This window comes from Fibrobacter sp. UWB10, assembly GCF_900182935.1.
In the GTDB taxonomy this organism is placed as follows: Bacteria; Fibrobacterota; Fibrobacteria; order Fibrobacterales; family Fibrobacteraceae; genus Fibrobacter; species Fibrobacter succinogenes_O.
Genome location: NZ_FXUE01000003.1, coordinates 13,369 through 40,319 on the forward strand (window position 1 = coordinate 13,369; position 26,951 = coordinate 40,319).

Genomic DNA, 26,951 nt, shown 5'->3' on the forward strand with positions numbered 1-26,951 from the left:
TATAGTTCTTACTATATTTCTACGCATGAAGAATATTCTTGAACGTCTGGGCATTGGCCGCAGGCATTTTGCAGTAATTGGAATTACGCTTGCCGTTTTGGTAGTCGCATTCCTTATTTTCAACAACTTGACCGTTTCGTATGCCCGTCGCTGGGATATTGATTGGGGCTATTACGCTATCCTTTCGACGTTCATTTTGCTGGTTGTTGGCGTCGCCGTCAACATTCCGGTCATTGCGCAGGGGTGGAAAGGCTTTAAGCCGTCGGGCAAGAGCATTTGTGCTTTCGCTGGCATTGCGCTTGTATTTTCGGTGTTCATGTTCGGAAACATCAGTAACACGCACCGCGTGCTGAGTGATGAAACGAGCTGGGAGTCCATGGGACTCCAGATGTACTTTGAACATACGGGCGGTATCTGTAACGAAGGTGTATGGAGCAATGGGGTTCTTGATTGCAAGACCGAAGTGAACAACTTCAAGGGCAAGGCTCTCGGCTTTGTGTATTCCTTGGTGTTCAACTTTATGGAGCCTAACCGCGATACGGCCTTGCTGGTGAACTACCCGTTCTATTTGCTCAGCCTATTGTTCTTCTTCTTTGCGCTTTCTAAGTGGTTCAAGAATGAATGGGCTGCGCTTGCGGCGACGGCGTTCTTGGGCGGTATGCCGATTTACTTGTTGCAGGCACGCTCTGCCTCGACCGAAGTTCTCTATATCTTCTTGCTTGCCGTACTGATGGCGTGGTATGCTTTTGTGCCGGCAAATAAGGTGAACTGGAAACATTTCCTTTTGACGGTTCCTCTGCTCGGCTTTTTTGCGCAGACTCGCCAAGAGACCGTGTTTGCATTTATTCCGTTCGCCCTTTACTACTACAAGTATTTCTTTGAAAAGCCGCATAGGCTTCCGCTGTTTGTGGCTTCAGTGATTGCTGTGAGCTGGCCTTCGGTGAATACCATGGCGGCTTACCGTGGTTATGATTTCCAGGGCGGCGAACATGCGGCACATTCGTTAGAAAACTTCTGGTTTAACCTGAAGACCAATATCGAAATCATGATGAACTTGGATCAGGATCCGTCGTTTGGCGGTATCATGCAGAATCCGTTCTACACGACTTTCACGATTATTTTGCTTGCGGCAACGGCTTGGCTCCTGTTCCGTTTGATTTATTCCCGCAGGTATTGGCGCGGCGCATTGCTGGGCATTACGTTCTGCCTGCAGATTTTTGTGATTCTCTTGAACGTGTCGGGTACGTTTACCATCGATATCAACCAGCGTTATGTGTTGGTGGCGCTCCCGCTGTTTGCGTTGATTATGGCGCTCGGTCTTTACGACGCCCTCGAATTTTCGACCAAGATGAAGCCCGATGCTGCTGGCAAGATTATTCTGGCTGTGGCAACGGCGTTATCGGTAGGCCTCATGATTTATCATGGCGACAGCTACCGTAACAACATGCTTTATTACAAGAATAAGCTCTTGGGTGAAGAAGATTACTTGGATAAGGCGCTTGAAAGCTATCCAAAGAATTCCATCTTTATTTACGCTCGCCCCTGGCAGATGCTTGCTTCGGGCCATAGTTCCTTCAGTGAACGTTCCTTTATGAACTGGGACAACGAAACCTTTGCCAAGTGGCAGCAGGTGTCGGGCGGCAACATTTACATGGTGCGCGGTCAAGACGGCTATGGAGAACTGAACCGCAAGTCTCGCGTGGTGGGCTTCAAGACGACCGATCAGGTCGATGAAATTTTGAAGGACTACAAGAGCGAACGAGTTCTGATTGAACCGAAACTGTTCGGATACCCGCTTGCCGTTTATAAGATTGCGGCAAAGAAGGGTGTGTCGACTTACTTGCAGAATTTCTTTGTGAGCGATATGGAAAACAATGCCATGGTCGTGAACAAGCGATTCCCCGAAACTATCACTTGCAATTATTCTCTGAATGGCGAACTGCAAGAAGAATTGATGCTGTCGATGGAATCGGATACCTTGTTGCTGGATTCTTCCAAGATCCATGCAGGCATGAATCGCGTGACATTCGAATGCATTATGCCGGATTCCGATACGCTGAAGCTGGCCAAGGATTTCTTTGTTGAATCTCCTGAGGTGGCATTGCTTTCGGAACTCAAGATGGATGGCTTTGAACAGGCTTGGGGCCAGCCGCAAAAGAATGCGTCGGTCGAACATCATAAGATTACGATTGACAAAGAAGTTTTCCGTTACGGAATTGGTTCGCATGCGCCGTCGTACTTAAGGTTTACACTCCCGCGTTCGTTCAACAAGTTCCATGCGACGATTGGTCTTGATGACGAAAGTGTCGGCGGTGATGGCGCCTCGTTCATTGTGATGGGCGATAACCGTGAACTTTTCCGCAGCAAGCGCTTGTATTCGACTGAAAAGCAGACGATTGCTGTTGATGTGACGGGCGTTCGCGTGCTTGAACTTCGCTTGGATGAAGGCGACAAGCATGATAAGGACTATGACCACGGCGATTGGGCAAATGCTTGGTTGGAGGCTGTGCGTTGAAAGTTCTAGTCGCACCGCTTGATTGGGGACTTGGACATGCGACACGATGCGTGCCCGTGGTTCGAGAATTTCTGAATCAGGGAGCCGAGGTTGAACTTGCAGTTGTGCGTTCCAATGCGGCTTTACTGCGGAATATTTTTCCGGAACTTCGTCAGCGTTTGGCTCCGTCTTACAACATTGTGTACCCGAAGCATGGCTACAATATGGGCCTTTGGCTTGTAAAAAATGGCGCGCATTTGCGGACGGTCATGAATTACGAGCACAGCTTTGCTGAAGAGGTTGTGGATCGCTATCATTATGATGTGTTGGTGTCTGATAACCGCTTTGGATTTTATAGCCGGAATGCGAAGTCGATTTACATGACTCACCAACGCCGGATTGCGTTTCCGCGCGTACTGTCGGCATTTGAACCGGTTGGAATGCTTTGGCATGCCTCTGTCATGAAGCGCTTTGATGAAGTCTGGGTGCCAGATGTGCCGGATCTCCCGGGGTATGCAGGAACGCTTTCGCATGTGAAAAAATGCCCCGTGCCTATTAAATATGTGGGTGCGCTTTCTCGCTTTGAAGGCGAAAAACTGACCGAGAAATCAGATGTCCGTTATCGATTTGTCGCTGTCGTTTCGGGTGTAGAACCTGCTAGAACTCGCTTTGAAGAATTGTTGCGCAAGACTCTTGTCAAGATTCCTGGTCGCCATGCGGTTATTCTTGGAAAGCCGTCTCTTGGCGTGAAAAGTTCTAACGAACAGAACTTGGATTTGTTTACGCATTTGCCCGATGAACAATTTGCTGCGGTCGTGAAAAATGCGGAATGGGTTGTTTCGCGCGGCGGTTACAGTACCGTGATGGATATGGCTGTCCTTGGCGCCCGTTGCGTATTCGTGCCGACTCCAGGGCAGTATGAGCAGATTATCTTGGGTCGCGATTTGGCCCACGAAGGCTATGCTGTTGCTATCGATGAATCCAAGTTGTCGACTGAAACCTTGCTTGCTGCGATTAGCGAAAAGGCCCGCGTAGCTCTTCCGAAACCCGAAGATGAAAATAACCTACTAAAGGATGCTGTTTATGCCGCAATTCATTCTCGCATTTCCTCTCACTAAAGAAATTAACGAACCGCTCGCTTTAACCGAAACCATGACGCTTGCCGCCGATGCAACGTCTGCAATCATTCCGGGTTGTAGCGTGATGTTTAAGGTTATCCGCAAGGAACGTGTGGCTGGCCTTGCCGATATTTTCAAGGAACATCAGGATATTTCTGCTGAAACCGCTGCGGCCATCGAAGCGCACAAGTCACTGCTGTTCTTGCTCGGCGAAGTCAAGAGCATAGAAGAAGTGACTCAGGTGAACTTGGCTGCGTTGAAAGTCTTTAATGCAGGCGCCCTTGGCGTTTATATGCAGCAGTCTGGTGCAGCATGGACGGCAGATGGTTTCCGTGAAGAAGTGGGTGATGGCGAATACCCGATGGATCCGTGGATTAATTTCGTGGAAGCGGGTGATACGATTTATACGCTCGGGCTTGCAACATTTGTGTTGCCGGATTTGTGCATCGCGGCTAGTGCCGAAGACCCGCAAGAAGCATTGCTGATGGCGGCAGATTCCTTGTTCGGCGATGGCGTTCCGGCAAAGTCTGGCTCCGAAGTGGACCTCGGCGAAGGCGTACATTACGTGCTCCGCGCCGAAGCCAAGAACCCGTTCCCGAAGGACGCCCCTGAATACAACAAGCAGGGAATCTTGAGGCTGATCAAAAAGTAAATGCAGACGGTAGGTGGTTTTGTTGCCACACGGATTTTATTTTCCTAACGGAAAATTTGAAAAAAAGAAACTGGTTTGAAGCCAGTTTCCTTTTTTATGATAGAGATAATCGGTCGGCGATATCACATTCTTGCTTATGCGATAGAGCCGAGCAGTCTCTTAAAGTTCGGGTTGCTTGCCGGTGAGGCGCACGAAGATTTCTTCGTACTTGGCGAGCGTATTCTTCACGACTTCAGGCGGAATTTCTGGACCCGGATAGGTCTTGCCCCAGTCGAGAGTTTCGAGCCAGTCGCGAACGTACTGCTTGTCGAAGCTTTCCTGGTTCTTGCCCACCTGGTACTTGTCTGCCGGCCAGTAGCGGCTGGAGTCCGGAGTTAGCACTTCGTCGATCAAGATGGTTTCGCCATCGATTTCACCGAATTCGAACTTGGTGTCAGCGAGGATGATGCCCTTGGAGGCTGCGTAGTCGCGGGCCTTCGTGTAGATGTCGAGGGACATGTCACGGAGCGTCGTTGCAACCTTTTCGCCAACGATATCGAAAGTCTGTTCGAAGCTGATGTTTTCGTCGTGACCAACGTCGGGCTTGGTGCTCGGCGTGTAGAGCGGCTTTTCGAGCTTCTGGCAGAGCTGCAGGCCTTCGGGGAGAACGTGACCGCAGATCTTACCGGTCTTCTGGTAGTCCTTCCAGCCAGAACCCACGATGTATCCGCGCACGATGCATTCCACGGAATGGCGGTTAGCCTTCTTCACGATCATGGAACGGCCGCGGAGGTAGTCGGCGTGCTTCTTGAGCACGGCCGGGTATTCGTTCACGTCGGCGGTGATGAGGTGGTTCTTCATGCCGAGGTGCTTGAACCAGAACAGCGAAAGCTGGTTGAGGATTTTGCCCTTACCAGGAATCGGGGTGGGGAGCACCACGTCAAAAGCGGAAAGACGGTCGCTGGCGACCATCAGGAAACTGTCGCCCAGGTCGTACATGTCACGTACTTTACCCTGGTGGAACAGCGGAACTTCGGTAATGGGGGTTTCGAATTTTAAGCTCATAGTAGCCCAAATATAGGAAAATAGTGGGCTGTTGGCACTATGCAGTCGGCAGGAAAAATGACCGGCTTACAGGTCTCTGTACTGCGAAAGCTTGCGCCCGCTGTTCAAGGCGGTGCGGATCAAATCGTGGATTTTTTCGGTCCGGGCAGGGAAATCCACCGGGTGGAGAGCGATGCGGGGGAGCCCGACAGGAATCTTCAGGGCGAATGCGCCAAACTTGAAGGCGGCCTTGATCAAAAAGTCGGGAATGCCCGCGAAACTTGCGACAGGGGAGGCGTAGCGCTTGCCTTTGGCGGTCACCAGGGCGAAACGTTCTTCGTAGAGCATTTTTTCGGCGTGTACCTGGCTCGGCAGGAACTTGTTGCTGTACCAAGTCGGCGGAACAAATGCGGTGGGCTTTTCGGAGTCTCCGATTAATTCTTTCCAGGCGTCTAGTCCTAAGTGCAAAAGCCTGCTCGATTCAAATTCGCTAAGGCCTGCAAATTCGGCTTCGCCACCGGTCAGGTTCATTCCGATAAGGCCTGCGTAGCTGCGGCCCTGGCTGAATTCGGCTTGGTGCTTGTAGCCGTGGAGCGCGAGCTCGAATCCGTCTTCTTTAAGTTTCTGGAGTGTTTCGCGAAAGCCCTTGACCATGTCGGACGGGGCCTTTTCGGTATCCGGGATGACAAGCACGCTGAAAGGTCCCCCGGCAAGGTCCTTGAGTTCTTCAAGAATCGGGGCGACTTTCTGGTAGTTCCAGACGCTGAAATCGTGAAAGCACAAGAGAAATTTGCGAGCCATGACTTTGAAGATAGTAATTTACTATCTTTCCCGTCATGTTAGAATCTATCATTCTCGGCCTGTTGCAGGGCCTCGCTGAATTCCTCCCCATTTCTAGCTCCGGCCATCTTGTGCTTGGGCACGAACTTTTAGGCATGAACGAAGCGGGCATGTTTTTCGACATCATGCTCCATGCCGGCACATTGCTTTCTATCTTCGTGGTGTTCCACAAGAAGATTACTGACATCATCGTGGGTTGCCTCCGCAGAAATCCGGACCAGCTCCGCGAAGCGGGCTACATTATTTTGGCTAGCATTCCGACGGCTTTGATTGGCCTCGGCTTCAAGGATGCCCTCGAAGGCCTGTTCGAAAATCCGCGTGCCGTGTGCGTCGCCGAACTCTTTACGGGCTTGCTCCTGTTTACCTCGCAGTGGGGCGCAACTGGAGCCAAGCATCCGGATAACGAAGGCGTCAAGATGAACTGGTGGCGTGCACTTGTGACCGGTACTGTGCAGGGCATTGCCTGCATTCCGGGCATCAGCCGCAGCGGTTCTACCATCAGCGCCATGATGTTCATGGGTGTGAACCGCAAGTACGCCGGCGAATTCAGCTTCCTCATGAGCATCCCTGCCGTGGGCGGTGCCGCACTCCTCGACTGCATCAAGTGGATCAAGTGCCAGTCCATGACTCCGGAAAAAGCACTCCTCGACCCGGAAAAGGCTTTGAAGTGTGCCGATGCCGGTGGCTTTACCCCCGAACTTTTGGTGGGCATGGTCGTGTCGTTTATCTTTGGCATTATCGCCCTCAAGTGGCTCATGACCTTCTTGCAGAAGGGCAAGTTCCAGCACTTCGCCTGGTACGTCTGGGCCGTGGGTATCCTCGGACTGATTTTTATTTAATCAAAAGTTTTTTTGACGAAGTAGCCCGCGCTTTTAAGCGCGGGTATTTTTTGTATTAATAAAACAATTCTATCTGCGTATTACAGATAATATATGGCATTCAAATGGACTTGCCAATAATTGCCCGAAAGACGGTTGGATACAATATCCTTAAAACCTGCGCCTATACTCCATTTGGCAAAGTTATAGTTCAATTGGACATCTTGGATCATAAGCATCGGATAAAAGAACGTTGTGTTGTATCTTCCAAGATCATCCAAAAAGAGCCATGGAAAGTAAATTGAGGGAACGTAAGAAATCGTAAAATTCTTGATAAAGAAATTCAAGAATACTCCAATTTCAACGTTGCCGTGTCCTATATATTTATCTTCTGCTTGAACGTACTCGGGATCATAATCGCCCTGCCAGGCATCCTTGTAAGTGTTCGGTGCGTCGACAGCAATCCCTTCATAATCCACCAATTCGAAGCTGGCGCTAAACAAAGCAAAAACGCCCACTTCCGAAATAGATGTATTTATCGAACTGAAAAAATCCACATAGGGATAAGGATACAATCCAAATCCAGCACCCCATTCGTTGTCTTGAGCGGTACCATTAATTTCATGCCATTCCAGAAAATAACTGTAGAGTGGCAAATTATAAGTTATTCTCCCATCCATTGCAGGGAGTGTTGTGCTGTTATTCGCGCCCGCCTTTTGCGAATCGTTATGGATTTTACCCGAAAAAGATTTTTTTTGGCCTGCCCCGAAACCAGCCACTACGGCTTTCAATGTATCGCCTTTCCCGACATGTCGCATGGCGCCATGAATGCTCGGCGGAGGTTCAATATCGTAATCCCCCTTAGAAAGGGAAATGCCTGGTGAACCAAAACACCCTGTCAACACGAGCGAGAATAATAAAACAAAAAGCGTTCCAAATCGCATAATTTTTCCAGATAAGCGAACAGCAATATAAAAAAGGAAAATTTAACCCATCCCTCTCTCGTCTTGTTTGGCATGGTTCTTGCAGATACTAGTGCGAAAACAAAGCGAAAAGTAGATTCCGTTTCAAAATGAAACGTAATTTTGCTGATTCGCTTCAAATTTTAACGATAAATGGAGATAAATAATGGCAACAGAGAAGATGGAATTCCAGACCGAAGTTCGCGACATGCTGAACTTGATGATCAACTCCCTTTATAGCAACAAGGAAATCTTCCTCCGCGAACTCGTTTCGAACGCGGCGGACGCCCTGGACAAGCGCCGTTTCCTCTCGCTTTCGAACGCCGACTTGCTTCCGCAGGGCACACAGCTCCGTATCGACCTTTCCGTGAACAAGGAAGGCAAGCGCATCGTCGTGGAAGACAACGGTATCGGCATGAACAAGGAAGACTTGATCAACTGCCTGGGTACCATCGCCCGTAGCGGCACCAAGAACTTCATCAAGAATCTGAAAGAAGGCGACAAGGGCAGCGTCGATCTCATCGGCCAGTTCGGTGTAGGTTTCTACTCCGTGTTCATGGTTGCGAAGAAGGTCGAAGTGTTGACATTGAAGGCCGGCGAAACTCAGGGCTATATGTGGTCCTCCGAAGGTACGGGCGAATTCGAAATTTCCGAAGCCCCGCGCGACAAGGTGGGCACCAAGATTACCTTGTACCTGAAGGATGACGAAGACGCCGAAGACTTTGCCAGCGAATGGAAAATCAAGGACATTGTCCAAAAGTACAGCGGCTTCGTGAGCTACGGCATCTACTTCCACCCGGAACCGACCAAGAACGACAAGGGCGAAATCGAAGAAAAGCCCGAAGAACGCCTGAACGAAAAGCAGGCTCTGTGGCGCCAGAGCGAAAAAGAAGTCACCGAAGAACAGTACAAGGATTTCTACAACGTCATCAGCCACGAAGCCGACGAACCGGCCGCCTGGAGCCACAGCCACGCCGAAGGTTCCCAGGAATTCTGGAGCCTCGTGTACATTCCGTCCAAGGCCCCGTTCAACATCTGGCACAACGACGCATTGCACGGCCTCAAGCTCTATGTGAAGAAAGTCTTTATCATGGATGATTGCAAGGACTTGCTGCCGCCTTGGCTCCGCTTTGTGCGCGGCGTGGTCGATAGCGAAGATTTGCCGCTGAACGTGTCCCGTGAAATCTTGCAGAACAACAAGATCATCACCAACATCCGTAAGCACGTCATTAAGAAGGTGCTCGATACCTTGCAGAACATGGCCGACAAGGATGCTGCTAAGTATAACGCCTGGTGGCGTGAACTCGGTATGGTCCTTAAGGAAGGCTTCTACATGAACTGGGAACATCTTGACGAACTCAAGAAGTTGCTCCGTTTCGAAAGCACCAAGACCGAAGGCGACGCTCTCGTGGGCCTCGACGAATACGTGAAGCGCATGCCCGAAGGCCAGAAGGAAATCTACTACCTCATCGGCGACAAGAATGCCGTGAAGTCCAACCCGATGCTCGAAGCCTTCAAGGCCAAGGGCTACGAAGTCTTGCTCATGAGCGACGGCATCGACGAATTCATGATGTCTAGCCTCCAGGAATTCGGCGACAAGAAGTTCCACGACATCGCCCGCGGCGATGTGGACTTCGAAAAGACCGAAGACGAAAAGAAGGCCGAAGAAGAAAACAAGGGCATCTTCAAGGGCCTCTGCGAAGACTTGCAGAAGGTCTTGGACGAAGACATCAAGGAAGTCCGCGTGTCTAGCCGCCTGAAGGATAGCCCCTGCTGCCTCGTGACCAGCGAAGACGCCATGAGCGCTCAGATGGAACGCATGATGAAAGCCATGGGCCAGAAGAACTTGCCGAAGAGCAAGCGCATTCTGGAAATCAACCCGACGCACCCGATTTGCGAAATGCTCAAGAAGAAAGCCGAAGCCAAGGAAGATCTTGGCGATTGGCCGAAGGCGCTCTACGGTCAGGCTCTGCTTGCCGAAGGCTCTCCGCTCCCGAACCCGGCTGAATACGTCGCCGCGATTACCAAGTTGCTGACTGCAAGCGTGAAGTAATCACACTACAGTGTCATCCTGAGCGACCTCAGGTCGCGAAGGATCTAAAAAGACCGCGAATCAATCGCGGCCTTTTTTCGTTGTTCAAACTTATTGCTAGAACGATTCTCTCAAGTCAATCGTAATGCCGATATGCTTGCCGTCGACAAGCGAAATGTCTCCGCGGGCGTGTAGCTTTTCCGTTTTGTTGAGCGCGAGACGCCCGCCAAAGCCAACGGCGTAATGCACTTGCCGTTTGAAGAGCTCGCTAAAGTAGGGCGCCGATTGCAAGGTTTCGCCAAAGATAACGCCGGCGAATCGCCAGAAAAGCGGACGGCGGAGTTCCATTTGCCAAATTAGGGCCTGTGTGTCGCTCCAAATGCCGGATTCTACGCCGCGGAAACGCTTGGTGCCGTCGGGGCCTGAAAGGCGTCCGAGAGGAACGTTGTCGCCGCGGCTTTGTTTTGCGTAAAGCCCAAGTGCGATGGAGGTTTCCCAAAACAGGGATGCATAGAACCTGGCGTCGAGCGTTTCGGTATGGAAGCTAAAGTCTCCGCCGAAAAAGATTTCTTCGAAGCTTGCGTAGTAGCCTTTGGTAGGCCAGTTGTCGTTGTCTTTTTTGTCGAGAACAAACAGGTAGCCACCGCCCAAATAAAAGCCGTCTTGATAATTCTTGGGAACATCGTCGCCGAGTTCGTTGTTGCGGGCTTCGCCTTCTAATACAACGCCGTAGCGCAAAGGAATGTTGTTCGGAATGCCGAAGTTCATTTCGAAGGGAATGCGGCTGTAGACAAAGGTGCTCTTGTATTCGTCAACCGGTTCAAAATCTCCGCGGGCGCCTCGTTCAAACAGCGAGTATTGCCACTTGTTCAAGTTGAGTTTTGCGGGAATGTGCAAGTGGTCGCCGAGTAGCCAAATGTTCGGGGCGTACTGGAATTGGAACTGTCCGCGCGTGGTTCCGCGTGCGATAAAGTCCATCGAAGAAATATTTACTCCGTCTTGGAATGGTCTGAAGAATAAGACGAATACCGCACCATATTGGATTTTGGTTTCTTCAGTGTAGGCGCCAAAGGGCAGTACCGAGAATCGTTGGAAGTTGTCTCTGGTTGTCGTGTCGCTAGAAACGGCCGTGCTGTCTGCGGCGCGTGCGAAAACGGTAAGTGCAAGGCACACGATAATGGTGTTGAACAACTTCATATGACATAAGTATAGAAAACTTTTTTATTATATTTATGGAAAGAATCATTTGTCCCAACAATTTATAACCTCTCACCTCAAAGGACCTTTGGTCCGCGCTCACACCTCGAAGCGAAGCGAGCAAATATGGCCGAACAGAATAAAGCAGAAAAATTCGTTTTCTACATGTACAAAATGACCAAGTCCTATCCGCCTAACAAAGAGGTGCTGAAGGACATTTCTTTGAGCTTCTACTATGGCGCAAAGATTGGTATTATCGGCCAGAACGGTGCCGGTAAGTCGACCCTCCTCCGCATCATGGCGGGCATTGACAAGGAATTCCAAGGCGAAGCTTGGATTGAACCGGGTCGCACTGCTGGTTACTTGCCGCAGGAACCGCAGCTTGACCCGAACCTCACCGTCAAGGAAAACGTGATGCAGGCGGTGGCCAAGAAGCAGGCAATTCTTGACCGCTTCAACGAAATCTCCATGAAGTTTGCAGAACCCATGGAAGACGACGAGATGAACAAGCTCCTCGACGAACAGGCAAAACTTCAGGATATCATCGACGCGCAGGACCTGTGGAGCCTTGACCGCAATATCGAAATTGCGATGGATGCTCTCCGCTGCCCGCCGGGCGACTGGCCGGTGACGAACCTTTCCGGTGGTGAAAAGCGCCGCGTGGCCCTCTGCCGCCTGCTCCTCGAAGAACCGGATTTGTTGCTCCTTGACGAACCGACGAACCACTTGGATGCCGAAACGGTTGCCTGGCTCGAACGCCACCTCCGCGAATACAAAGGCTCCGTGATTTTGGTGACCCATGACCGTTACTTCCTCGACAATGTGACGAACTGGATTCTGGAAATCGATCGCGGTCGCGGCATTCCTTGGGAAGGCAATTACGCCCAGTGGCTTGACCAGAAACTTGAACGCATGAAGAACGAAGAAAAGGGCGAATCTGACCGTCAGAAGCGCCTCGCTCGCGAACAGGAATGGGTGAAGGCTTCTCCGAAGGCTCGCCAGGCCAAGAGCAAGGCCCGTTTGAAGGCTTACGAAGACTTGCTCGCCGAAGATTCTCGCGAACAGATCAAGGTGGCCCAGATTCATATTGCAAACGGCAAACGCCTTGGCGATATCGTGATTCAGGCGGAACACTTGCAGAAGGCCTTTGGCGACAAGGTGCTCTTCGACGATTTGAACTTCAGCCTGCCGCGTTCGGGCATCGTGGGTATTATCGGTCCGAACGGTGCGGGTAAGACGACTTTGTTCAAGATGATTATGGGTCAGGAAAAGCCCGATGCCGGTACGCTCAAGATTGGCGAAACCGTCGAAATCATCAGTATGGAACAGGGCCGCGAAAGCCTCGACGATTCCAAGACCGTGTGGGAAGAAATTACCGGCGGTAACGATGAAATCATGGTGGGCGACCGCAAGATGAATGGCCGCGCCTACTGCGGACTCTTTAACTTCACTGGTGCTGCCCAGCAGAAGAAACTCACCGCGCTCTCCGGTGGTGAACGCAACCGCGTGCTCATGGCCAAGAACTTGCAGAAGCCGGGCAACGTGCTGTTCCTCGACGAACCGACGAACGACTTGGACATCGAAACGCTGCAGGCTTTGGAACAGGCTATCCTCAAGTTCGCTGGCTGCGCCGTGATTATCTCCCATGACCGCTGGTTCCTGGACCGTATCGCAACCCACATCCTCGCTTACGAAGGCGATTCCAAGGTGGTGTGGTTCGAAGGCAACTGGAGTGAATACGAAGCCGATCGCCGCAAGCGTCTTGGCGAAGATGCGGACAATCCGAAGCCCATCAAGTACAAGACGCTCACGAGACAGTAATTAAAAAGGGCGGCCATCGAGCCGCCATTTTTATATCTCGTTAAGAGAATCGATGTCCGCATTGGGAAAAGGAAGGTTTTAGGAGGGGCGGAGCCTCTCCTTGTCATAGAACGATTTTCGTTAAGAAAATCGTTCGTATAGTGCATCGCGTTCGACCGGTTCCAAGCTTTCGTTCAAGATAAGGCTCTTCATGCGCTCGGGGCTCATGCCCACGGGAACCGTGGCGCCGGCGGCGTGCGTAATCTTCTCTTCGATAATCGTACCGTCCAAATCCGACGCGCCGGCGTGGAGCGCCTTCATCGCGGTCTCAATTCCCATCTGAATCCAGTACGCCTTAATGTGCGGGAAGTTGTCGAGAAAAAGTCTTGCGACAGCGACCGTGCGCAAAACGTCTTCTTCGCTGGTGATATTCGGAACAATCTTGTGCAACGCATTATGTTCTGGATGGTATACCAGCGGAATGAAGGCGAAAAAGCCCGGAGCTTCGTCCTGCAAATCGCGCAGCATTTTCATGTGGGCAATACGGTCTTCAATCTTCTCGATGTGGCCAAACAGCATGGTCGCATTCGTCGGAATTCCAATCTTGTGGGCTGCGCGGTGAACGTCGAGCCATTCTTCGCCAGTTTCCTTGCCCGGGCAAATCTGGTCGCGAACATCTTGCACTAGAATTTCGGCACCGCCACCGGGCAGAGCATCAAGGCCTGCTTCTTTCAGCGTGCTCATAATCTGCAGCGGAGTCTGACCTGAAATTTTCGCGAAGTGGCAAATTTCCACGGCGGTAAACGCCTTCAAGTTCACCTTCGGAAATTCCACGCGCAGCTTGCGCAGCATTTCGATGTAGTAATCGAACGGGTGATCCGGATGCAGACCGCCTACAATGTGCAATTCGCGGGCGCCGCCCGCAATTGCTTCGGCAGCCTTGTTACGAATGGTATCGTAGTCCCAATCGTAAGCGGTGGGGCTGTCTTTCTTGATTTTAGAAAACGCGCAGAACTTGCAGTGCAACACGCACACGTTGGTGTAGTTGATCTGGCGATTGTTCACCCAATACACGGATTTGCCGTGCCTGCGTTCCTTTTCGGCATTTGCGCGGGCACAGAGTTCGTCGAGCGGGGCGTTTAAAAACAAGTCTAGAGCTTCGGCTTCGGTCAGGCGTGCCATGTTACATCTCAGGGATGTCTACGTTATAGCTTGCCTTGTGACCGGCTTCGTCCACAATCTTGATGGTGAAGGAACCTTCTTCGGGGAGCTGGGCTCCTTCAATCACGATTTCGCGCGGTTCAGAATCGTATTCGGCGGCGACCCATTTCTTGCCGACTTGCACCGTAATGGCGTTGCCGTCAGGAATGCCGTCGTACTTGAACAATACCGGAATCTTGAGGGCCGGCTGGCGGACGCCGCTGATCATCATGTCAGACCAGTAGGGGAATCCAAGCGTCGGAGCTTCGGTGTTTTCGATGTTTGCGATGTCGCGAATTTCGTTCATGGTAGCGCAGCGGTTCTTGCCCTTGGTCTGCTTGCTAAAGTAGAACCAGTTGCGGGTTGTTTCGCCGAGCCAGTAAAGCGGTTGATTGTTTTCCGGATTGTCGATGCAAACGGTCCAGTTGCCGAGCTGCATGCCCTTCGGATGGAATTCAAAGTAATCCAAGCTGTCGGTATGCGTGCGGGTAACTGCCAGAATTTTCTTGGTGGTGTCGCGGCCCGTCGGAATGCCGGTGAGCTTCTGTGTGATACCTACGTTTCCGACCTTGGTAGACCAGTTTACGCTTCTCTGGTACTGGTTGAAGGCGTAGAGTTCAATGCTTGCATCGGCTGCGACGCCGTCGCCCGTAGAACGAGAGTCAGCGGTGTAGTGGATGCTTGTCATTTCGGGGTAGATTTCAAGCAGGCGGCCAATCGTAATCGGTGCGGGCTTGAATGCCTTACACATGTCTTCTTCAATAATTTGGTCGCCGGTCATGGCGGTAAATTTCATGCCGTTCTTGCAGCGGAACAAGTCAAGCATCGGACGGCTAAGGAACGTGAACAGCGGGGAAGCCTGATCCTTGTACAACTGCATGGGCTTGTCGCTCTTGCAGCGCGGGTGGAACGTGAACTTCTTGCTGACCTTGTTTCCGCTAAAGTCTTCGGCTTCGACGGTGTAGGTCGAAAGCGGAGCGAGCTTGGCGTTCACAAAATGCCAGTCGCCGGCGGTGTCTGCTTCTTCGGCCCACAGGAGCTGGTCGCGAATCAAGGACATCTTGCTGTAGCGCAGGGTGTCGAGAATTTCTTCAAAAATCTTTTCGTCGTAACGCCACACTGTAAGACGGCGTATAGACATCGGATTGTCCTTGGGCTCGCGGCTGTAGTCTGCAATCTTTACGGCCATGCTCAAGTTGAATTCGTTTTTCACCGGAGTTTCGACGCAGCCCTTGTTGATGGCTTCCGGGTTCGTGACGGCGAGGTGGTTGCCCTGCCACACGGCAATGCCGAAAATCTGCGGTGCCAAAGTGTCGGTAATTACGACGCCTGCCTGCACGGGGTTCACGATGCGGTCGTTGTCCAAACGAACTTCCAAGTGCAAGTGCGGGTTACCAATGCCGGTGCTGCCCGAGAAGGTGAGCGTGTCGCCCTTCTTGTAGCTAGCGTTCGTCTTGATAGTGACGTCGTTCTTCTTGGAGGCATACTGTTTCTTGATAATCTGGTCATCGAGCTTGCCAAAGCTGCTTTGGTGTGCGAATGCCCAGGTCTTGCCGCTGTTGCCCTTGAAGAGCATTAGCTTTCCGTAGTGGAACGGAGAAACTCGAAGTTCTACAACCTTGCCGTCTTCGGGTGCGTAAATGGGCCAGCCTTCTTCCATTTGTGTGGAATAGTCAAAGCCTGCGTGGTAACGCGTGCCACGGTTCTCGCCAAAGCTCGATGTCAGGTAAGCGTCGCGGTCGAACGGGCGGTAAGTCGGTTCGTCTGCTTTAAGAACCTTCTTTTGCGCCATGCCGTCGGCGTTATTGACTTTGTTCGCTTCGGCGCTTGCACCGAAGTTGTCGTTAGATACTTTTTCGCCGGATTGGGCCTTGATACAGTCTTCGTAAGCGAAGGCGTCCATGGTCTTTTCGTTGCATTCGGCGGCAAATGTGGAAGGCATCATGGCGAAACTTGCCATAGTACCCAAGAACATTCCCTTGCGGGTGATTTTAGCGAGTTTGTTCAAGATTGTAGTATCCATACCACAAAAATACAAAATTATTACAAACTAGCGGGAGAGGTTGGCGCTTTTGCAGGTTTTATGTGATGTCTGAAAGGAATAAAAAAAGAACCGTTTGCTTTTGCAAACGGTTCTTGTCTAGTGGAGCTAAGGAGAGTCGAACTCCTGACCTCCTGCATGCCATGCAGGCGCTCTACCAACTGAGCTATAACCCCGAAGGACGAGCCAAATATAGAAAAACTAATTTGACTTGTCAAGGGTGGGTCATAAAAAAAAGTGAAATTTTTTTACGACCCGATGTTTTTATGCCTTTTCGATCGTCACGGATTCGATAATCACGTCTTCGTACGGGGCGTCGCGGCGGTCGGTTTTGACGCCAGCGATTTCGTCGAGAACTTCGAAACCTTCGTAAAGCTGACCGAATACAGAGTAGCCGTCAGCGGGGCCGGGGCCAACCTGGTCGTGGTCCAAGAAATGCACGTTGTCGCCGTGAACAATAAAGAACTGGCTACCGATGGAGTTCGGCATAGCAGTCTTTGCCCAGCTCAGAGCGCCACGCATGTGGGTGAGACGCGGGTCATACTTGTCGCCAATCGTGGTGCCGGGGCCCTTGGCAGAGTGGCCACCCGTGCCGTTTCTACGGGTAAAGTCACCGCCCTGGATCATGAAGTCCTTGATAATGCGGTGGAAAGGAGCGCCGTCATACTTGCCCTGCTTGGCGAGTTCAACGAAGTTCGTAGCGCATTCGCCAACGATATCTTCGAAAATGCGCAACTTCATGGTGCCGTGGTTTGTCTTCATGATGGCGATGGTTTCGCCTGCTTCCGGTTTACCCAACTGATTGAACATAAAATCTCCTATTAATGTCCCGACAGGGCGCTGCCGGGGTTTAATGTTTCTTTTCTTATATATACAAAAATATGGGGTCAATTTCTGTAATTAAAGGTGAAAAACCATAAAAAATGCTACATTCAAGTGTGAAAACTAAGGCAAGGCTGAAAACCTGTTACCTGAAACGATACCTATATGAAAGACAACTGCAAAAAGATCAGAGAATTGCTGTCTGCGCAGGCGATGGAATTCGCCCTCGACGAAATGGCGGCAAAGCTTGCCAAAATGCACCCGACTGCCGATGACATGGTGGTGCTCGGCATGGCAAGCCGCGGAATCCCTCTCGCCAAAAAGATTTGCGAGCGCTTAAGTCAAAAGTTTAACAAGACTGTCCCCATGGGAAGCCTCGATGCGACTTTCTACCGCGACGACTTCCATTATCGCACCCACATGGGTTCGAGCGAAATGCGCATTACTGAAATGCCCGCTTCGGTTGAAGGCAAAACGGTAATCCTCGTGGACGACGTGCTTTACACGGGCCGTTCGGTGCGTGCAGCCATGCAGGCTATCCTCGACCTCGGGCGCCCGGCCGCGATTCGCCTTTGCGTGCTTGTGGACCGCGGACACCGCGAACTCCCGATTGCACCCGATTGCGTCGGACTTACGGTCGAGACTGCACAGGACCAGGAAGTCCGCGTGCAAATCGAACCGATTGACAAAGAAAATTCTGTATACCTCGTAGAGGTGGAGGCTTAAGGTGAGCGCACTTCAGATCAAGCACTTGTTTGGACTCCAGGGCGTGTCCAAGCAGGATATCCGTACCATTTTGGACAATGCCAAGCAGTTCCGCGAAATTTTGGAACGCCCCATCAAGAAGGTCCCGTCTCTCCGCGGCCTTACGGTGGTGAACCTGTTCTTTGAAAACAGCACCCGTACGCGCACGAGTTTTGAACTCGCCGAAAAGCGCCTTTCTGCAGACACGGTGAACTTCGCAAGTTCTAATTCGAGCGTCAAGAAGGGTGAAACGCTGGTCGATACGCTCCGCAATATCGAATCGATGAAGATTGATATCGTGGTGGTCCGCCACAAGGGGACGGGCGTTCCCAAGTTCCTCGCTGAACACAGCAACGCCATTATCGTGAATGCCGGCGATGGCGCTCACGAACATCCGACGCAGTCCCTCTTGGACATGCTCACGGTCGAAGAAAAACTTGGAACGCTTGAAGGCAAGAAGGTTGCGATTGTGGGCGATATTCGCCACAGCCGCGTGGCCCGCAGTAACATTTGGGGCATGACCACCATGGGTGCTCATGTGACGCTTTGCGGCCCGAGCACCTTGGTTCCTCGCAATACCGAACTTCTGCAGTATAAGGAACTGGCTGGCAGCGTCTCTTGGGAAACCGATGTCTATAAGGCAGTCGAAGACGCCGACGCCGTGATTGCGCTCCGCCTGCAAAAGGAACGCATGGATGATGCACTCCTTCCGAGCATGCGCGAATACCGCAACTTCTTCGGTATCACCGAAAAGGTTCTTTCTGAAGCCAAGGACAAGGTCATCTTGATGCACCCGGGTCCGATCAACCGCGGTGTGGAACTGGATAGCGATATCGCTGACGGTGAGCATTCCGTGATTTTGGATCAGGTGACAAACGGCGTTGCCGTACGTATGGCTGTGCTTTACCTTTTGGCTGGAGGTCGTGCAAATGAAAATGCATAAGGAATTGAATATCAAGAATGTCGTTTTCAAGAATGCGAAAGTCTGGAATGGCGACAACTTTGAAAACCGCGATGAATTTGCCGTTGTTCAGGGAAAAGATTTAGCTACTGAAGAATTTGACTGTAACGGTGCTCTGGTGATGCCTGCCTTGTTTGGCTTGGGCGTTGACTTTATGGAACCGCTGCGCGATGACGTCTACACGTTTGCTGATGGCCTCGATGCCTTGCACCGTGGTGGCTTTAGCGGCGCGTTGTACGAAAGTGCTGCCAATCCGATTGACGATGCTGACAAACTTTCGGCAATGAAGTTCCGCGTGAATTCGCCTGATTTGGAATACAACTTTGCTAACCGTTTCGACATCAAGTTCCTGGGCGCTTACAGCAAGGGCTTTGGTTCCGATAGTCTCGCCGAAATGATGGAACTTGCCGAAGACGATTCCGTTGCAGGCTTTGGCGATGGCGGCGAAGCAATTCCGTCGACTCGCTTTATTCGCCTTGCCATGGAATACGGCAAAATGACGGGCAAGCGTTTCTTCTTCCAGCCCATGGACAAGTCGTTGCGCAAGCATGGCTGCGTTCACGAAGGTGCTTATTCCGACATGCTCGGCATGAAGGGAATCCCGCGTATTGCAGAAACCATTGCTGCCCATACGGTGCTTGAAATGGCTCGTTTCTTGCAGGTGCCTGTGCACTTTAAGCAGGTGACTTGCGGCGAAACGCTTGACCTTGTACGCGATGCCCGCAAGAAGGGTATCGATGTCACTTGCGATGTAGGCTTGTACCATTTGCTTCTGGATGATTCTTGCCTGGAAACTCTGGATTCCGCTTACCATATTCTGCCTCCGATTCGTTCGGCCGCAGACCGCGAAGCTCTGTGGAAGGGAATTGAAGACGGTACGGTGAATGCAATCAGCATGAACCATACACCGGTGCTTGGGCAAGATACCGAAGTGAACTTTGAAGATTCTGTGCCGGGTGCACTCTCTCTTGAAATTGCTCTCCCTGCAATTTGGAATGATCTGAGTTCCAGAGTGGGAAATGCTCGTGCAATTGAACTGTTGTCGGATGCTCCGGCAAAGCTCGTTGGCGCAAAGTCTGCTTTTGATAAGAACTCCAAGAAAATGTCTGACTTGGTCGTTCTCGACCCGAACAAGACGCATGTGGTTACCAAGAAGGACTTTGCCGGACACGTGAGCAATTCTCCGTTGCTTGGCAAGACTCTTCAGTCTTCGATTCTTGGAACGTTCATAAGCGGTGCATTGACCAAGTTCTAGGGTCCTTAGATGCTCGACCTTCTTAAAGGAATATCCGAATGGCTATCTGATTGGCTGCCTTTTTGGCCGTCCAAATTCCCGCCCGAACCGATTTATTTGGTTGGGATTGTGGGGTTCATTTGTTTATTCCTTGCTCTGATTGTGTTACTTCAAATTCGTCGTATCAACCAACGTCGTGATACAGAAGAAATGTTTGGCACTCAGGTCTTTGACGTGAAGGTTGCTGCGTTTGGTTTTTCGGACAAAGAAAAAAGAACTTTGGACAAAATAATCAGAATGTCATCCTTTGAAAACAAGGATGCCATTTTGAATTCGTCAGGGCTTTTCGAACAGGCTGTTTCAACGTTCTACGATGTTCGCAATGTGTTCGATGTTCGCGATGAAACCACTGAAGCTGTAGAGCGCTTGCGCAACAAGATGAACTTTACAGCGTCTAATCCTTTGTCTGAAATTTATTCGACCAGACAATTTAATGTGGGTGACCGAATTGACATGCTCCCGGAAAACGGGACCTTGATCAAGAGGTCCGAGATAATTTGGCGTACCGAAAAGGAATGGGCAATCTCTTACGATGGTAGTGACGGCCCGGCCAAGTCCTTTGTCGGACGAGACCTCCGCATCCGTTGGACTCGCCCGGACGATGCTATTTATTCGACGACACTTTCTATCCGCCGTTTAGACGATTCTGCAAATTTTGTTTTACATCATTCTTCAAGCTTGGACAAACGTCAGCTACGTCGCTGGGTTCGTGAACAGGTAGTTTTCCCGGTTATCGCTGTTTTTGAAAATGGGGATACCTTGGGTGGTACTTTGCTGGACCTTTCTGCTGGCGGTATCATGATTGGGCTGCCTAAGGAGTGCTATCCTGGGCAGCACATGCGTATCCAGTTTGAGCTCCCGAGCTTCGGTGACGAAGACGTTGAAATTGAGATTTTGCGCAATTTGGGGCAGAAAAACAAGGATTTCCCCAACTACTATTGCCTTACAGCATCTTTCCGTGGAAAGTTCGGTTGGACCCAGGAAAGGGTGCTTCAGTACCTGTTTGAGCTAGGTAAGTCGAAAAAACAGGCAAAAAAGTGGGTCAAACAGGCCTAAGTAGTTCATTTTCAATGACTTAGATTGATTTTTCTCTTGACATTCTCCTTTTATAAAGGTAGAATTAGTAAGGAAATGTTTTACAATCGGAGTTAACTTTGGCTTTAGGATTGATTTCTAAAATCCGTGGCTTGCGGGAGACTGTTGGTATTGATGTTGGTCATTACAGCATCAAGTACGTGAAGGTCTTGCATGGCGCGAGCGGAAACAAGATTGTTATGGACGCCGACTTTGAACGCGTACCGGACGGATGCATCGTAAACGGTGAAATCCAGGTGCGTGAAGGGGATGCCCCGACCGATCAGGACGGCAAACGCGAAAAAGATGGTGCCGAACTGCTCGCCGAAGCAATGGCGAAGCTTCTGATTCGTCACCCGATCGACGATTCCTGCGATATTGTCGCCTCGGTAAACTGTGGAGCTGGCGCCGGTGGTGTGCTGGTGGACCGAGTCTCTGTCAAAGTTCCGAAAAACGGTAACGAAGCCGCTATTATTCTTCAGACCGCCCAGTCCCGTCCTCCCTTCGATGACCAGGATAACGTGATTGACTACGAAGTCTATTCTCGCGAAGGTGACGACGTTAAAGTGAACGTGGTGGCCGCAAAGAGCGCGCTTTTGGACTCTTGGGCTCAGTTCTTCAATCGCCGTGGGCTCAAACTGTCGGCGCTGGATGTCGATATTTTTGGTATGCTGAATGCATACATTGCAACAGTCGAAGACTCCGAAAAAGACAAGACCGTCGCAATCTTCAATATCGGTGAAAAGAAGATGAGTGTTGCCTTCGTGCAGGACGGCCAGTTCCATTCTATGCGTGCTATGGCCGGTGGTTCCTTGGATATGGTTATCAGTAAGACCTGCATGAACTTAGGTGTTGATTCAGAAAAATGTCACGAAATTTTAAGTAAGGGCGATCTGTCTGTGGTGGACGGGTTTTCTGAAGCAGAAGTTGAAGCTGCGCTCCGACTGGCATACGAGGACCTGATGGCGCAGATCGACATCGGTATCCGCTACTTCTCGTCTTCGGAAGATTCTAAACCGCTCGACAAAATCTTGTTGGGTGGAGGTGGAGCCGCCGCCCCTGGTCTGAAGGAATTCATCGCGGAACATTCCGGTATTGAAACTGATACGGTGAACCCGTTCAGGCTCGTGCCTTGTGATTCCAAGGTGTTTGGCGAAAGCGGGCTTTCTATTGCCTTGTCTAATATTTACGCCCCTGCGTTGGGCTTGGCGATGAGGAAATTCTAATGGCGTCTACGAAAAAAGAATCCACAAGAAATGCCTTGGCCATTTCCATTAACCTGCTTCCTCCGGAATACCGCAAGAAGCAGAAAGACTTTACATGGATAACTGACCGTCGCATTATTTGGCCGACAGTTGGACTGATTGTCGCAATTGTTGCCATTGTTATGCTGCAAGGTTATATCAGCGAAACCATTAGCGGCTTGAGCACCGAACTGACGCGTGTTCAAGAAGAAGTGGAACGCGAACGTCCGTTGCTTTCCAAGATCAGCGACTTGGAACAAAAGCAGGGCGTCATCAACACAAAGATCAATGCTCTCAAGTCGATTCAGGTGAGCAAGAAACGCTGGGTTATTTTGTTCGAAAACATCTCGTCTGTGCTTCCGCCCAACATGTGGCTCACAAGCATTAACCAGATGGGTGAATTCGATCTCGAAATGCGTGGTGTCACTTACGACTTTTCGGAAGTTGCCGAATACATGGTGAAACTCGAAAAGCAGGTGAGTGTCCAAACGGTTTCGCTGGTGACCATCTCGACCTCTAAACAGGACGGGAAAGAAGCCTATAGTTTCACCATCAAGATAGTCCTTAAACGGGACCTTGGTCTTGGGGAGGGTGATAATGGGTAAGATAGATCTTAAAGACAAACGAAACGTCTATGCCATCGTCATTTGCCTTTTGATGATGGTAGCCGCACATCTAGTATATAACTATATGTGGGATCCGTTTACGTATCAGCGCGAAGCATTGGAACGTGATCTCCAGTCGGCTCAGGCTGAATTGGATAAGATTAACGCCAAGAAGCATCGTGTGGCTGAACTCGAAATGCAGCTTGTTCAAGCAGAGAAGGACTTTGAAAAGCTGAAGGAAATGTTCCCTGAAGAAGAAAAGGTTCCGCTGCGTTTGCAAGACCTTTATGCTGTGATTCGCAGCTCCATGGTTCAGATCCAGAAGTTCAACCCCGAAGGTCGTGCCGAAAAGGAACACTACGTCGAAAACCGTTATTCGATTGCGGTTAATTCGGGTTACCACATGTTGGGCTACCTGTTTGCAGAAATTGCAAACTTCAATTACCCGACGGCAATTACGAACCTTCGCTTGAACCGTTATTCGGGCATCAAGGCCGAAGTTGAAAAGTCTGAAACTCACGGTTGGACTCCGATTACTATGTCGGTGACGTTCAACCTGACGACATACACATCGAAAAAGGTAGGCAAATGATGAAAATGAAAATTCTTCTTTTGTTGCTTGCCTTTACCGCATTTGCTAGTGCCGCCCAGATTAAGGATGTGCGTTTCGATTGCAATGCAAAGGGTTGCCAAGTGGTGTTCGCCTTTGCTTCTTCGCAGAACTTGCCGACATTCTTCCAGAAGTACGATGCGTCTTCTAAGAAGTTGACGGTTGGTTTCTCAGAAACGTCGTTCGCTCTTGGCGAAGGCAATTACGATGTCGATGCGAATTCCAAGTTTGTGAAGTCCATGAGAGTTTACAAGGATGCATACAAGGGTGTGCCGTTCTTGAAAATTGAAATGGATGTGGGCGCCTCGATTAATTCTGACAAGAATGAAATCGCCTTGGACAAGTCCAACTTCTTGATTAAGCTCAAGAGCAAGGGCGGAAAGTCCTGGACGCTTTCGAAGCTTTTTGCAGACCGCAAGAAGGCTGCTGATAAGCTTGACAAGAAGGCCGCTGCCAAGGCTGCTCTTGAAGAGAAAAAGGCTGCCCAGAGGGCTGCTCTCGAAGAAAAGAAGCGCTTGGCCGAAGAAAAGAAGGCTGCTCAAAGACAGGCTCTTGAAGATAAGAAACGCTTAGCTGAAGAGAAGAAGGCCGCACAGAAGGCTGCTCTCGAAGAAAAGAAGCGTCTTGCCGAAGAAAAGAAGGCTGCAGAAAAGGCTGCCAAGGAACAGGCAAAGCTCTTTGCTGAACAGCAGAAGCAAATTGATAAGGCTGTTGCCGAAGGCGGTGTGATTTCTGCTCTGCTTCCGAAGCTTAAGGAAATGACGGTCCTCATTGGTTCTGGCATGGAACAGTTCCGTCTGGTTGCCGAAGAACCGATTGAAATCCGCAATGTGTCTACCATCGACAAGAACAATACGATTACGATTGGTCTTGCCGGCCCGCAGAAGTCGCCGGTGTTTAGAATTGGTGCCGGTTCTTTGGTCAAGTCTGTGACTTGGGGCGCTAACGGCCTTAAGGTTCAGCTGAAGGGTTCTATCCAGCCGGTCATCTTGGTGCAGGACGGCGCATTCGTTATGCAGATTGCTGAAAAGGGCCTCAACAGAGATGGCTTTATGTTCTGGTCTGCACAGCCCAAGGGCATCTTCATTCGCGACTGGATGAAGGCTGTCGACGAAAAGCCGAACTTCGATGTCTTTGTCAAGAATCTTGATAAGGGCAGCAAGAAGATTATTTCTGGTTCCCAGACCTTCCACCTGCGCCCTGTCGTTCGCGAACTGATTGTGGTTGCCGACGAAACAGAATTCTATGCTGCTCCGAATGAAAATTCTCAGGTGATGCAGCGTCTTGTATTTGGCGACCGTTTGGTGAGCCTCGATATGAAGGGCTTGTATCGCAAGGTGCAGTATGGCAACAAGGTCGGTTATGTGGACCGCCGCGCTGTTGGATTCTTTGACGAACTTTCTTCTGTGCAAGAAGAACGCCTGAAACAGGTCGATAAGGATCGTGGCACAAATAATCTTTCGGCTAATTCGGCGATGATCGGAAGCCAGCTTGACGGTCTTTACGAAGATCGCGTTACCTATAGTTCCTTTGGCCGTCGCGACCCGTTTGTCGAAGTGGACGGCCTAGTCGAAGATGGTATCAATATCGACCAGGTTGAACTGGTGGGTATCATTTGGGAATCGGATGTGCCGGTAGCCATTCTTGTTGAATCCAAGAATCCGTCTATTTCGTACACCGTCAAAGAAGGCGACAAGATTCTCAACGGTAAAGTACTTAAAATCACACAAACTGACGTTCTCTTCCTGATCCAGGAATTCGGGGTGAGCCGTCGCTACTCCATGGGTCTTCCCGATAAACTTGGGGGTCAAAAGTGAAAAAGATGACAAAAATCCTTACTGTTCTTCTCTTGGTGGTGGGTCTCACTACTGCATGGAGCGCTCCTGCCGAAGGTTCGGTGCAAACCCCCAACAAGAAATTGTATGACTTCAGTTTCGTCGACATGAACTTCGAAGCCGTGTTTAGCTCGATCTCCGTGATTGCCGGTGTGGACATTATCCTTGCTCCCGAAGTCAAGGGTAAGACAAGCCTCAAGGTGACCAAGAAGACCTGGCAAGAAACGCTCGACATCGTTTGTAGCATGAACGACTTGACTTGGATCATCGAAGACAAGTACATCTTGATCCAGCGCTCCGCAACTTATCAGGCAAAGCAGAAGAAGATTGCCGACGAAGAAGCCCAGGCTGAACAGAATGCACCGCTTGTCCGTAAGAACTTCCAGGTTCATCACGCCAAGGCCGAAGAATTGGTGAAAGTGCTTGAAAGCATGAAGTCTAACCGCGGCCGCATTACGACGGTGGAACGCACGAACTCGATTATCGTGTACGATACCGACGGCAAGATCGAACAGATGGAAAAGGCTCTGACCGAACTTGACGTGGAAACGCTCCAGATTATGATTACGGCAAAGCTTGTGGTCGTGAACAGCGAACGCGCTCGCGAACTCGGTGTGGACTGGACCGCAAGAATGGGTACGACTGCTCTGACTCCGGGTACGGTTACGACTCCGCAGGGTAGCGGTGCAGGTGATTCCCGTACCAGTGCAGCCATTCATTCTCTGCCGAACGGCGGTGCTTCGCCGGCTGTGGGTTCTGCAACGACTGCTATTACTGCTAGCCTGTTGGACAACAACTTGCAGATTGCTATTTCGAACATCATGGGTGACGCTTCTACTGAAGTGCTTGCTTCTCCGCAGGTTTCTACGCTCGATAACACGGAAGCTCAGGTGTTCATGGGCGACAAGGTGTCTATCCGCGTGATTGACGATAGCGGCGAATCTTCGACTCAGCTCGTGGAAACCGGTATCAAGCTGACCGTGACTCCGCATGTTTCTGGCGACAACCGCATTTTGCTTGACCTGCATCCGGAAAACAACTCCTATGGCTATGATGAAAAGGGCCAGGTGGTGATCAGTACTCAGGAAGCCAAGACCAAGGTCGTGGTGGCTGATGGTGAAACGGTTGTTATCGGTGGCTTGACCCGTAACGAAAATACGGAAAGCGAATCCGGTATTCCGTTCCTCAAGGATATTCCGCTGCTGGGTAACCTCTTCAAGTACACCCGTAAGGCTGTTACCAAGCGTGACCTGATTATCTTCGTGACTCCGCGAATCATTCGCAACTATGTGGGTTCTGTGGAGCTCTCTGAAGCTTCTGCCGATGTCAATGGAACTCCGACTGCAAAGAAGACTCAGACTTCTGCTGAACCGACGGACGGCGAAACTCCGATTGTGGAACCCAAGCCGAAGCAGGAACCTGCTCAGCAAAGATCTTCTGAACCGTCTGAAGCTCCGGCAGCCCCGGCTATCGAAGAAGATGAAGGCGGCTGGAATTAATCTAGTTCACAGAGCTTAGAACTTAGAGCTTAGAAAAAAGCCTCGAACTTTGTTCGAGGCTTTCTAAGTTCTACCAACTAAGTTCT

The 26,951-nt window shown here is 50.7% G+C and carries 22 protein-coding genes and 1 tRNA gene; 15 read left to right on the plus strand and 8 right to left on the minus strand.

Annotation, left to right across the window (positions count from 1 at the left end; genetic code table 11):
• Positions 1 to 25: 25 nt before the first annotated feature.
• The 3 genes from QOL41_RS08905 to QOL41_RS08915 are packed head-to-tail and all read left to right on the plus strand — an operon-like array spanning position 26 to position 4,264.
• Entirely contained in the window at positions 26 to 2,515 is a 2,490-nt protein-coding gene (locus QOL41_RS08905; protein WP_283429480.1) for an NPCBM/NEW2 domain-containing protein, read from the plus strand.
• A complete protein-coding gene (locus QOL41_RS08910; protein ID WP_283429481.1) occupies positions 2,512 to 3,612 on the plus strand; it encodes a glycosyltransferase in 1,101 nt (366 codons plus the stop codon). The genes QOL41_RS08905 and QOL41_RS08910 overlap by 4 nt, the downstream gene beginning before the upstream one ends.
• Positions 3,578 to 4,264: a hypothetical protein gene (locus QOL41_RS08915; protein WP_283429482.1), complete on the plus strand. Its 687-nt coding sequence runs from the start codon at positions 3,578 to 3,580 to the stop codon at positions 4,262 to 4,264. Before QOL41_RS08910 ends, QOL41_RS08915 begins: the two co-directional genes overlap by 35 nt.
• A gap of 159 nt (positions 4,265 to 4,423) precedes the next feature.
• Here the strand turns inward: QOL41_RS08915 and QOL41_RS08920 are convergent, their stop codons facing one another.
• Together QOL41_RS08920 and QOL41_RS08925 are read right to left on the minus strand one after the other, a co-directional pair.
• Positions 4,424 to 5,308: a phosphoribosylaminoimidazolesuccinocarboxamide synthase gene (locus QOL41_RS08920; RefSeq protein ID WP_012820053.1), complete on the minus strand. Its 885-nt coding sequence runs from the start codon at positions 5,306 to 5,308 to the stop codon at positions 4,424 to 4,426.
• Between the two features lie 66 nt (positions 5,309 to 5,374).
• The gene (locus QOL41_RS08925; protein ID WP_283429483.1) at positions 5,375 to 6,088 is read right to left on the minus strand and encodes a polysaccharide deacetylase family protein; all 714 of its coding nucleotides are present in this window, start codon (positions 6,086 to 6,088) and stop codon (positions 5,375 to 5,377) included.
• A gap of 35 nt (positions 6,089 to 6,123) precedes the next feature.
• Between QOL41_RS08925 and QOL41_RS08930 the strand changes: the two genes are divergently transcribed.
• Positions 6,124 to 6,966, plus strand: a complete 843-nt coding sequence (locus tag QOL41_RS08930) for an undecaprenyl-diphosphate phosphatase (RefSeq protein WP_283429484.1) — start codon at positions 6,124 to 6,126, stop codon at positions 6,964 to 6,966.
• Between the two features lie 80 nt (positions 6,967 to 7,046).
• Here the strand turns inward: QOL41_RS08930 and QOL41_RS08935 are convergent, their stop codons facing one another.
• Complete coding sequence (locus tag QOL41_RS08935; RefSeq protein ID WP_283429485.1) at positions 7,047 to 7,889, minus strand: hypothetical protein; 843 nt, start codon at positions 7,887 to 7,889, stop codon at positions 7,047 to 7,049.
• A 184-nt stretch (positions 7,890 to 8,073) separates the two neighbouring features.
• Between QOL41_RS08935 and htpG the strand changes: the two genes are divergently transcribed.
• On the plus strand, positions 8,074 to 9,960 hold the full coding sequence (gene htpG / locus QOL41_RS08940; protein ID WP_283429486.1) for a molecular chaperone HtpG: 1,887 nt from the start codon (positions 8,074 to 8,076) through the stop codon (positions 9,958 to 9,960).
• Between the two features lie 96 nt (positions 9,961 to 10,056).
• On the opposite strand, the gene QOL41_RS08945 is transcribed toward htpG, so the two are convergent.
• Positions 10,057 to 11,136 (minus strand): BamA/TamA family outer membrane protein, encoded by a 1,080-nt coding sequence (locus tag QOL41_RS08945; protein WP_283429487.1) that lies wholly within the window; start codon positions 11,134 to 11,136, stop codon positions 10,057 to 10,059.
• 126 nt (positions 11,137 to 11,262) lie between these two features.
• Here QOL41_RS08945 and ettA point away from each other — a divergent pair, with 126 nt between their 5' ends.
• Positions 11,263 to 12,957, plus strand: coding sequence for an energy-dependent translational throttle protein EttA (gene ettA, locus QOL41_RS08950; RefSeq protein WP_072797119.1), 1,695 nt, complete (start codon positions 11,263 to 11,265; stop codon positions 12,955 to 12,957).
• 120 nt (positions 12,958 to 13,077) lie between these two features.
• Here ettA and mqnE read toward each other — a convergent pair whose 3' ends face one another.
• From mqnE to QOL41_RS08970, 4 genes are all read right to left on the minus strand, one after another.
• Entirely contained in the window at positions 13,078 to 14,118 is a 1,041-nt protein-coding gene (gene mqnE, locus QOL41_RS08955) for an aminofutalosine synthase MqnE (protein ID WP_283429488.1), read from the minus strand.
• 1 nt (position 14,119) lies between these two features.
• Entirely contained in the window at positions 14,120 to 16,159 is a 2,040-nt protein-coding gene (locus QOL41_RS08960) for a M23 family metallopeptidase (RefSeq protein WP_283429489.1), read from the minus strand.
• A 121-nt stretch (positions 16,160 to 16,280) separates the two neighbouring features.
• Positions 16,281 to 16,353, minus strand: a tRNA-Ala gene (locus tag QOL41_RS08965).
• A gap of 88 nt (positions 16,354 to 16,441) precedes the next feature.
• Entirely contained in the window at positions 16,442 to 16,987 is a 546-nt protein-coding gene (locus QOL41_RS08970; protein WP_073317843.1) for a peptidylprolyl isomerase, read from the minus strand.
• A gap of 177 nt (positions 16,988 to 17,164) precedes the next feature.
• On the opposite strand from QOL41_RS08970, the gene pyrR reads away from it, so the two are divergent.
• From pyrR to QOL41_RS09015, 9 genes are all read left to right on the plus strand, one after another.
• A complete protein-coding gene (gene pyrR, locus QOL41_RS08975; protein WP_073055677.1) occupies positions 17,165 to 17,725 on the plus strand; it encodes a bifunctional pyr operon transcriptional regulator/uracil phosphoribosyltransferase PyrR in 561 nt (186 codons plus the stop codon).
• 1 nt (position 17,726) lies between these two features.
• Positions 17,727 to 18,686, plus strand: a complete 960-nt coding sequence (locus QOL41_RS08980; RefSeq protein WP_173652972.1) for an aspartate carbamoyltransferase catalytic subunit — start codon at positions 17,727 to 17,729, stop codon at positions 18,684 to 18,686.
• Positions 18,673 to 19,959, plus strand: coding sequence for an amidohydrolase family protein (locus QOL41_RS08985; protein ID WP_283429490.1), 1,287 nt, complete (start codon positions 18,673 to 18,675; stop codon positions 19,957 to 19,959). The genes QOL41_RS08980 and QOL41_RS08985 overlap by 14 nt, the downstream gene beginning before the upstream one ends.
• Before the next feature lie 189 nt (positions 19,960 to 20,148).
• On the plus strand, positions 20,149 to 21,054 hold the full coding sequence (locus QOL41_RS08990; RefSeq protein ID WP_283429491.1) for a PilZ domain-containing protein: 906 nt from the start codon (positions 20,149 to 20,151) through the stop codon (positions 21,052 to 21,054).
• A 98-nt stretch (positions 21,055 to 21,152) separates the two neighbouring features.
• A complete protein-coding gene (gene pilM / locus QOL41_RS08995) occupies positions 21,153 to 22,298 on the plus strand; it encodes a pilus assembly protein PilM (RefSeq protein WP_173652975.1) in 1,146 nt (381 codons plus the stop codon).
• On the plus strand, positions 22,298 to 22,921 hold the full coding sequence (locus QOL41_RS09000; RefSeq protein WP_173652976.1) for a PilN domain-containing protein: 624 nt from the start codon (positions 22,298 to 22,300) through the stop codon (positions 22,919 to 22,921). The genes pilM and QOL41_RS09000 overlap by 1 nt, the downstream gene beginning before the upstream one ends.
• The gene (locus tag QOL41_RS09005) at positions 22,914 to 23,513 is read left to right on the plus strand and encodes a type IV pilus inner membrane component PilO (RefSeq protein WP_173652977.1); all 600 of its coding nucleotides are present in this window, start codon (positions 22,914 to 22,916) and stop codon (positions 23,511 to 23,513) included. The genes QOL41_RS09000 and QOL41_RS09005 overlap by 8 nt, the downstream gene beginning before the upstream one ends.
• Positions 23,510 to 25,348 (plus strand): hypothetical protein, encoded by a 1,839-nt coding sequence (locus tag QOL41_RS09010; protein WP_283429492.1) that lies wholly within the window; start codon positions 23,510 to 23,512, stop codon positions 25,346 to 25,348. Before QOL41_RS09005 ends, QOL41_RS09010 begins: the two co-directional genes overlap by 4 nt.
• A 5-nt stretch (positions 25,349 to 25,353) precedes the next feature.
• A complete protein-coding gene (locus tag QOL41_RS09015) occupies positions 25,354 to 26,865 on the plus strand; it encodes a secretin GspD/PilQ domain-containing protein (RefSeq protein WP_283429697.1) in 1,512 nt (503 codons plus the stop codon).
• Positions 26,866 to 26,951: the final 86 nt, after the last annotated feature.

Bases quoted from the DNA above. Each gene is read 5' to 3' on its own strand.
- QOL41_RS08945 (WP_283429487.1), bottom strand. From the start codon at position 11,136: ATGAAGTTGTTCAACACCATTATCGTGTGCCTTGCACTTACCGTTTTC.
- QOL41_RS08930 (WP_283429484.1), top strand. From the start codon at position 6,124: ATGTTAGAATCTATCATTCTCGGCCTGTTGCAGGGCCTCGCTGAATTC.
- QOL41_RS08905 (WP_283429480.1), top strand. From the start codon at position 26: ATGAAGAATATTCTTGAACGTCTGGGCATTGGCCGCAGGCATTTTGCA.
- ettA (WP_072797119.1), top strand. From the start codon at position 11,263: ATGGCCGAACAGAATAAAGCAGAAAAATTCGTTTTCTACATGTACAAA.
- pyrR (WP_073055677.1), top strand. From the start codon at position 17,165: ATGAAAGACAACTGCAAAAAGATCAGAGAATTGCTGTCTGCGCAGGCG.
- QOL41_RS08960 (WP_283429489.1), bottom strand. From the start codon at position 16,159: ATGGATACTACAATCTTGAACAAACTCGCTAAAATCACCCGCAAGGGA.
- QOL41_RS08935 (WP_283429485.1), bottom strand. From the start codon at position 7,889: ATGCGATTTGGAACGCTTTTTGTTTTATTATTCTCGCTCGTGTTGACA.
- htpG (WP_283429486.1), top strand. From the start codon at position 8,074: ATGGCAACAGAGAAGATGGAATTCCAGACCGAAGTTCGCGACATGCTG.
- QOL41_RS09010 (WP_283429492.1), top strand. From the start codon at position 23,510: ATGATGAAAATGAAAATTCTTCTTTTGTTGCTTGCCTTTACCGCATTT.
- mqnE (WP_283429488.1), bottom strand. From the start codon at position 14,118: ATGGCACGCCTGACCGAAGCCGAAGCTCTAGACTTGTTTTTAAACGCC.
- QOL41_RS08970 (WP_073317843.1), bottom strand. From the start codon at position 16,987: ATGTTCAATCAGTTGGGTAAACCGGAAGCAGGCGAAACCATCGCCATC.
- QOL41_RS08985 (WP_283429490.1), top strand. From the start codon at position 18,673: ATGAAAATGCATAAGGAATTGAATATCAAGAATGTCGTTTTCAAGAAT.
- QOL41_RS09015 (WP_283429697.1), top strand. From the start codon at position 25,354: ATGACAAAAATCCTTACTGTTCTTCTCTTGGTGGTGGGTCTCACTACT.
- QOL41_RS08925 (WP_283429483.1), bottom strand. From the start codon at position 6,088: ATGGCTCGCAAATTTCTCTTGTGCTTTCACGATTTCAGCGTCTGGAAC.
- QOL41_RS08920 (WP_012820053.1), bottom strand. From the start codon at position 5,308: ATGAGCTTAAAATTCGAAACCCCCATTACCGAAGTTCCGCTGTTCCAC.
- QOL41_RS09000 (WP_173652976.1), top strand. From the start codon at position 22,298: ATGGCGTCTACGAAAAAAGAATCCACAAGAAATGCCTTGGCCATTTCC.
- QOL41_RS09005 (WP_173652977.1), top strand. From the start codon at position 22,914: ATGGGTAAGATAGATCTTAAAGACAAACGAAACGTCTATGCCATCGTC.
- QOL41_RS08990 (WP_283429491.1), top strand. From the start codon at position 20,149: ATGTTTGGCACTCAGGTCTTTGACGTGAAGGTTGCTGCGTTTGGTTTT.
- QOL41_RS08915 (WP_283429482.1), top strand. From the start codon at position 3,578: ATGCCGCAATTCATTCTCGCATTTCCTCTCACTAAAGAAATTAACGAA.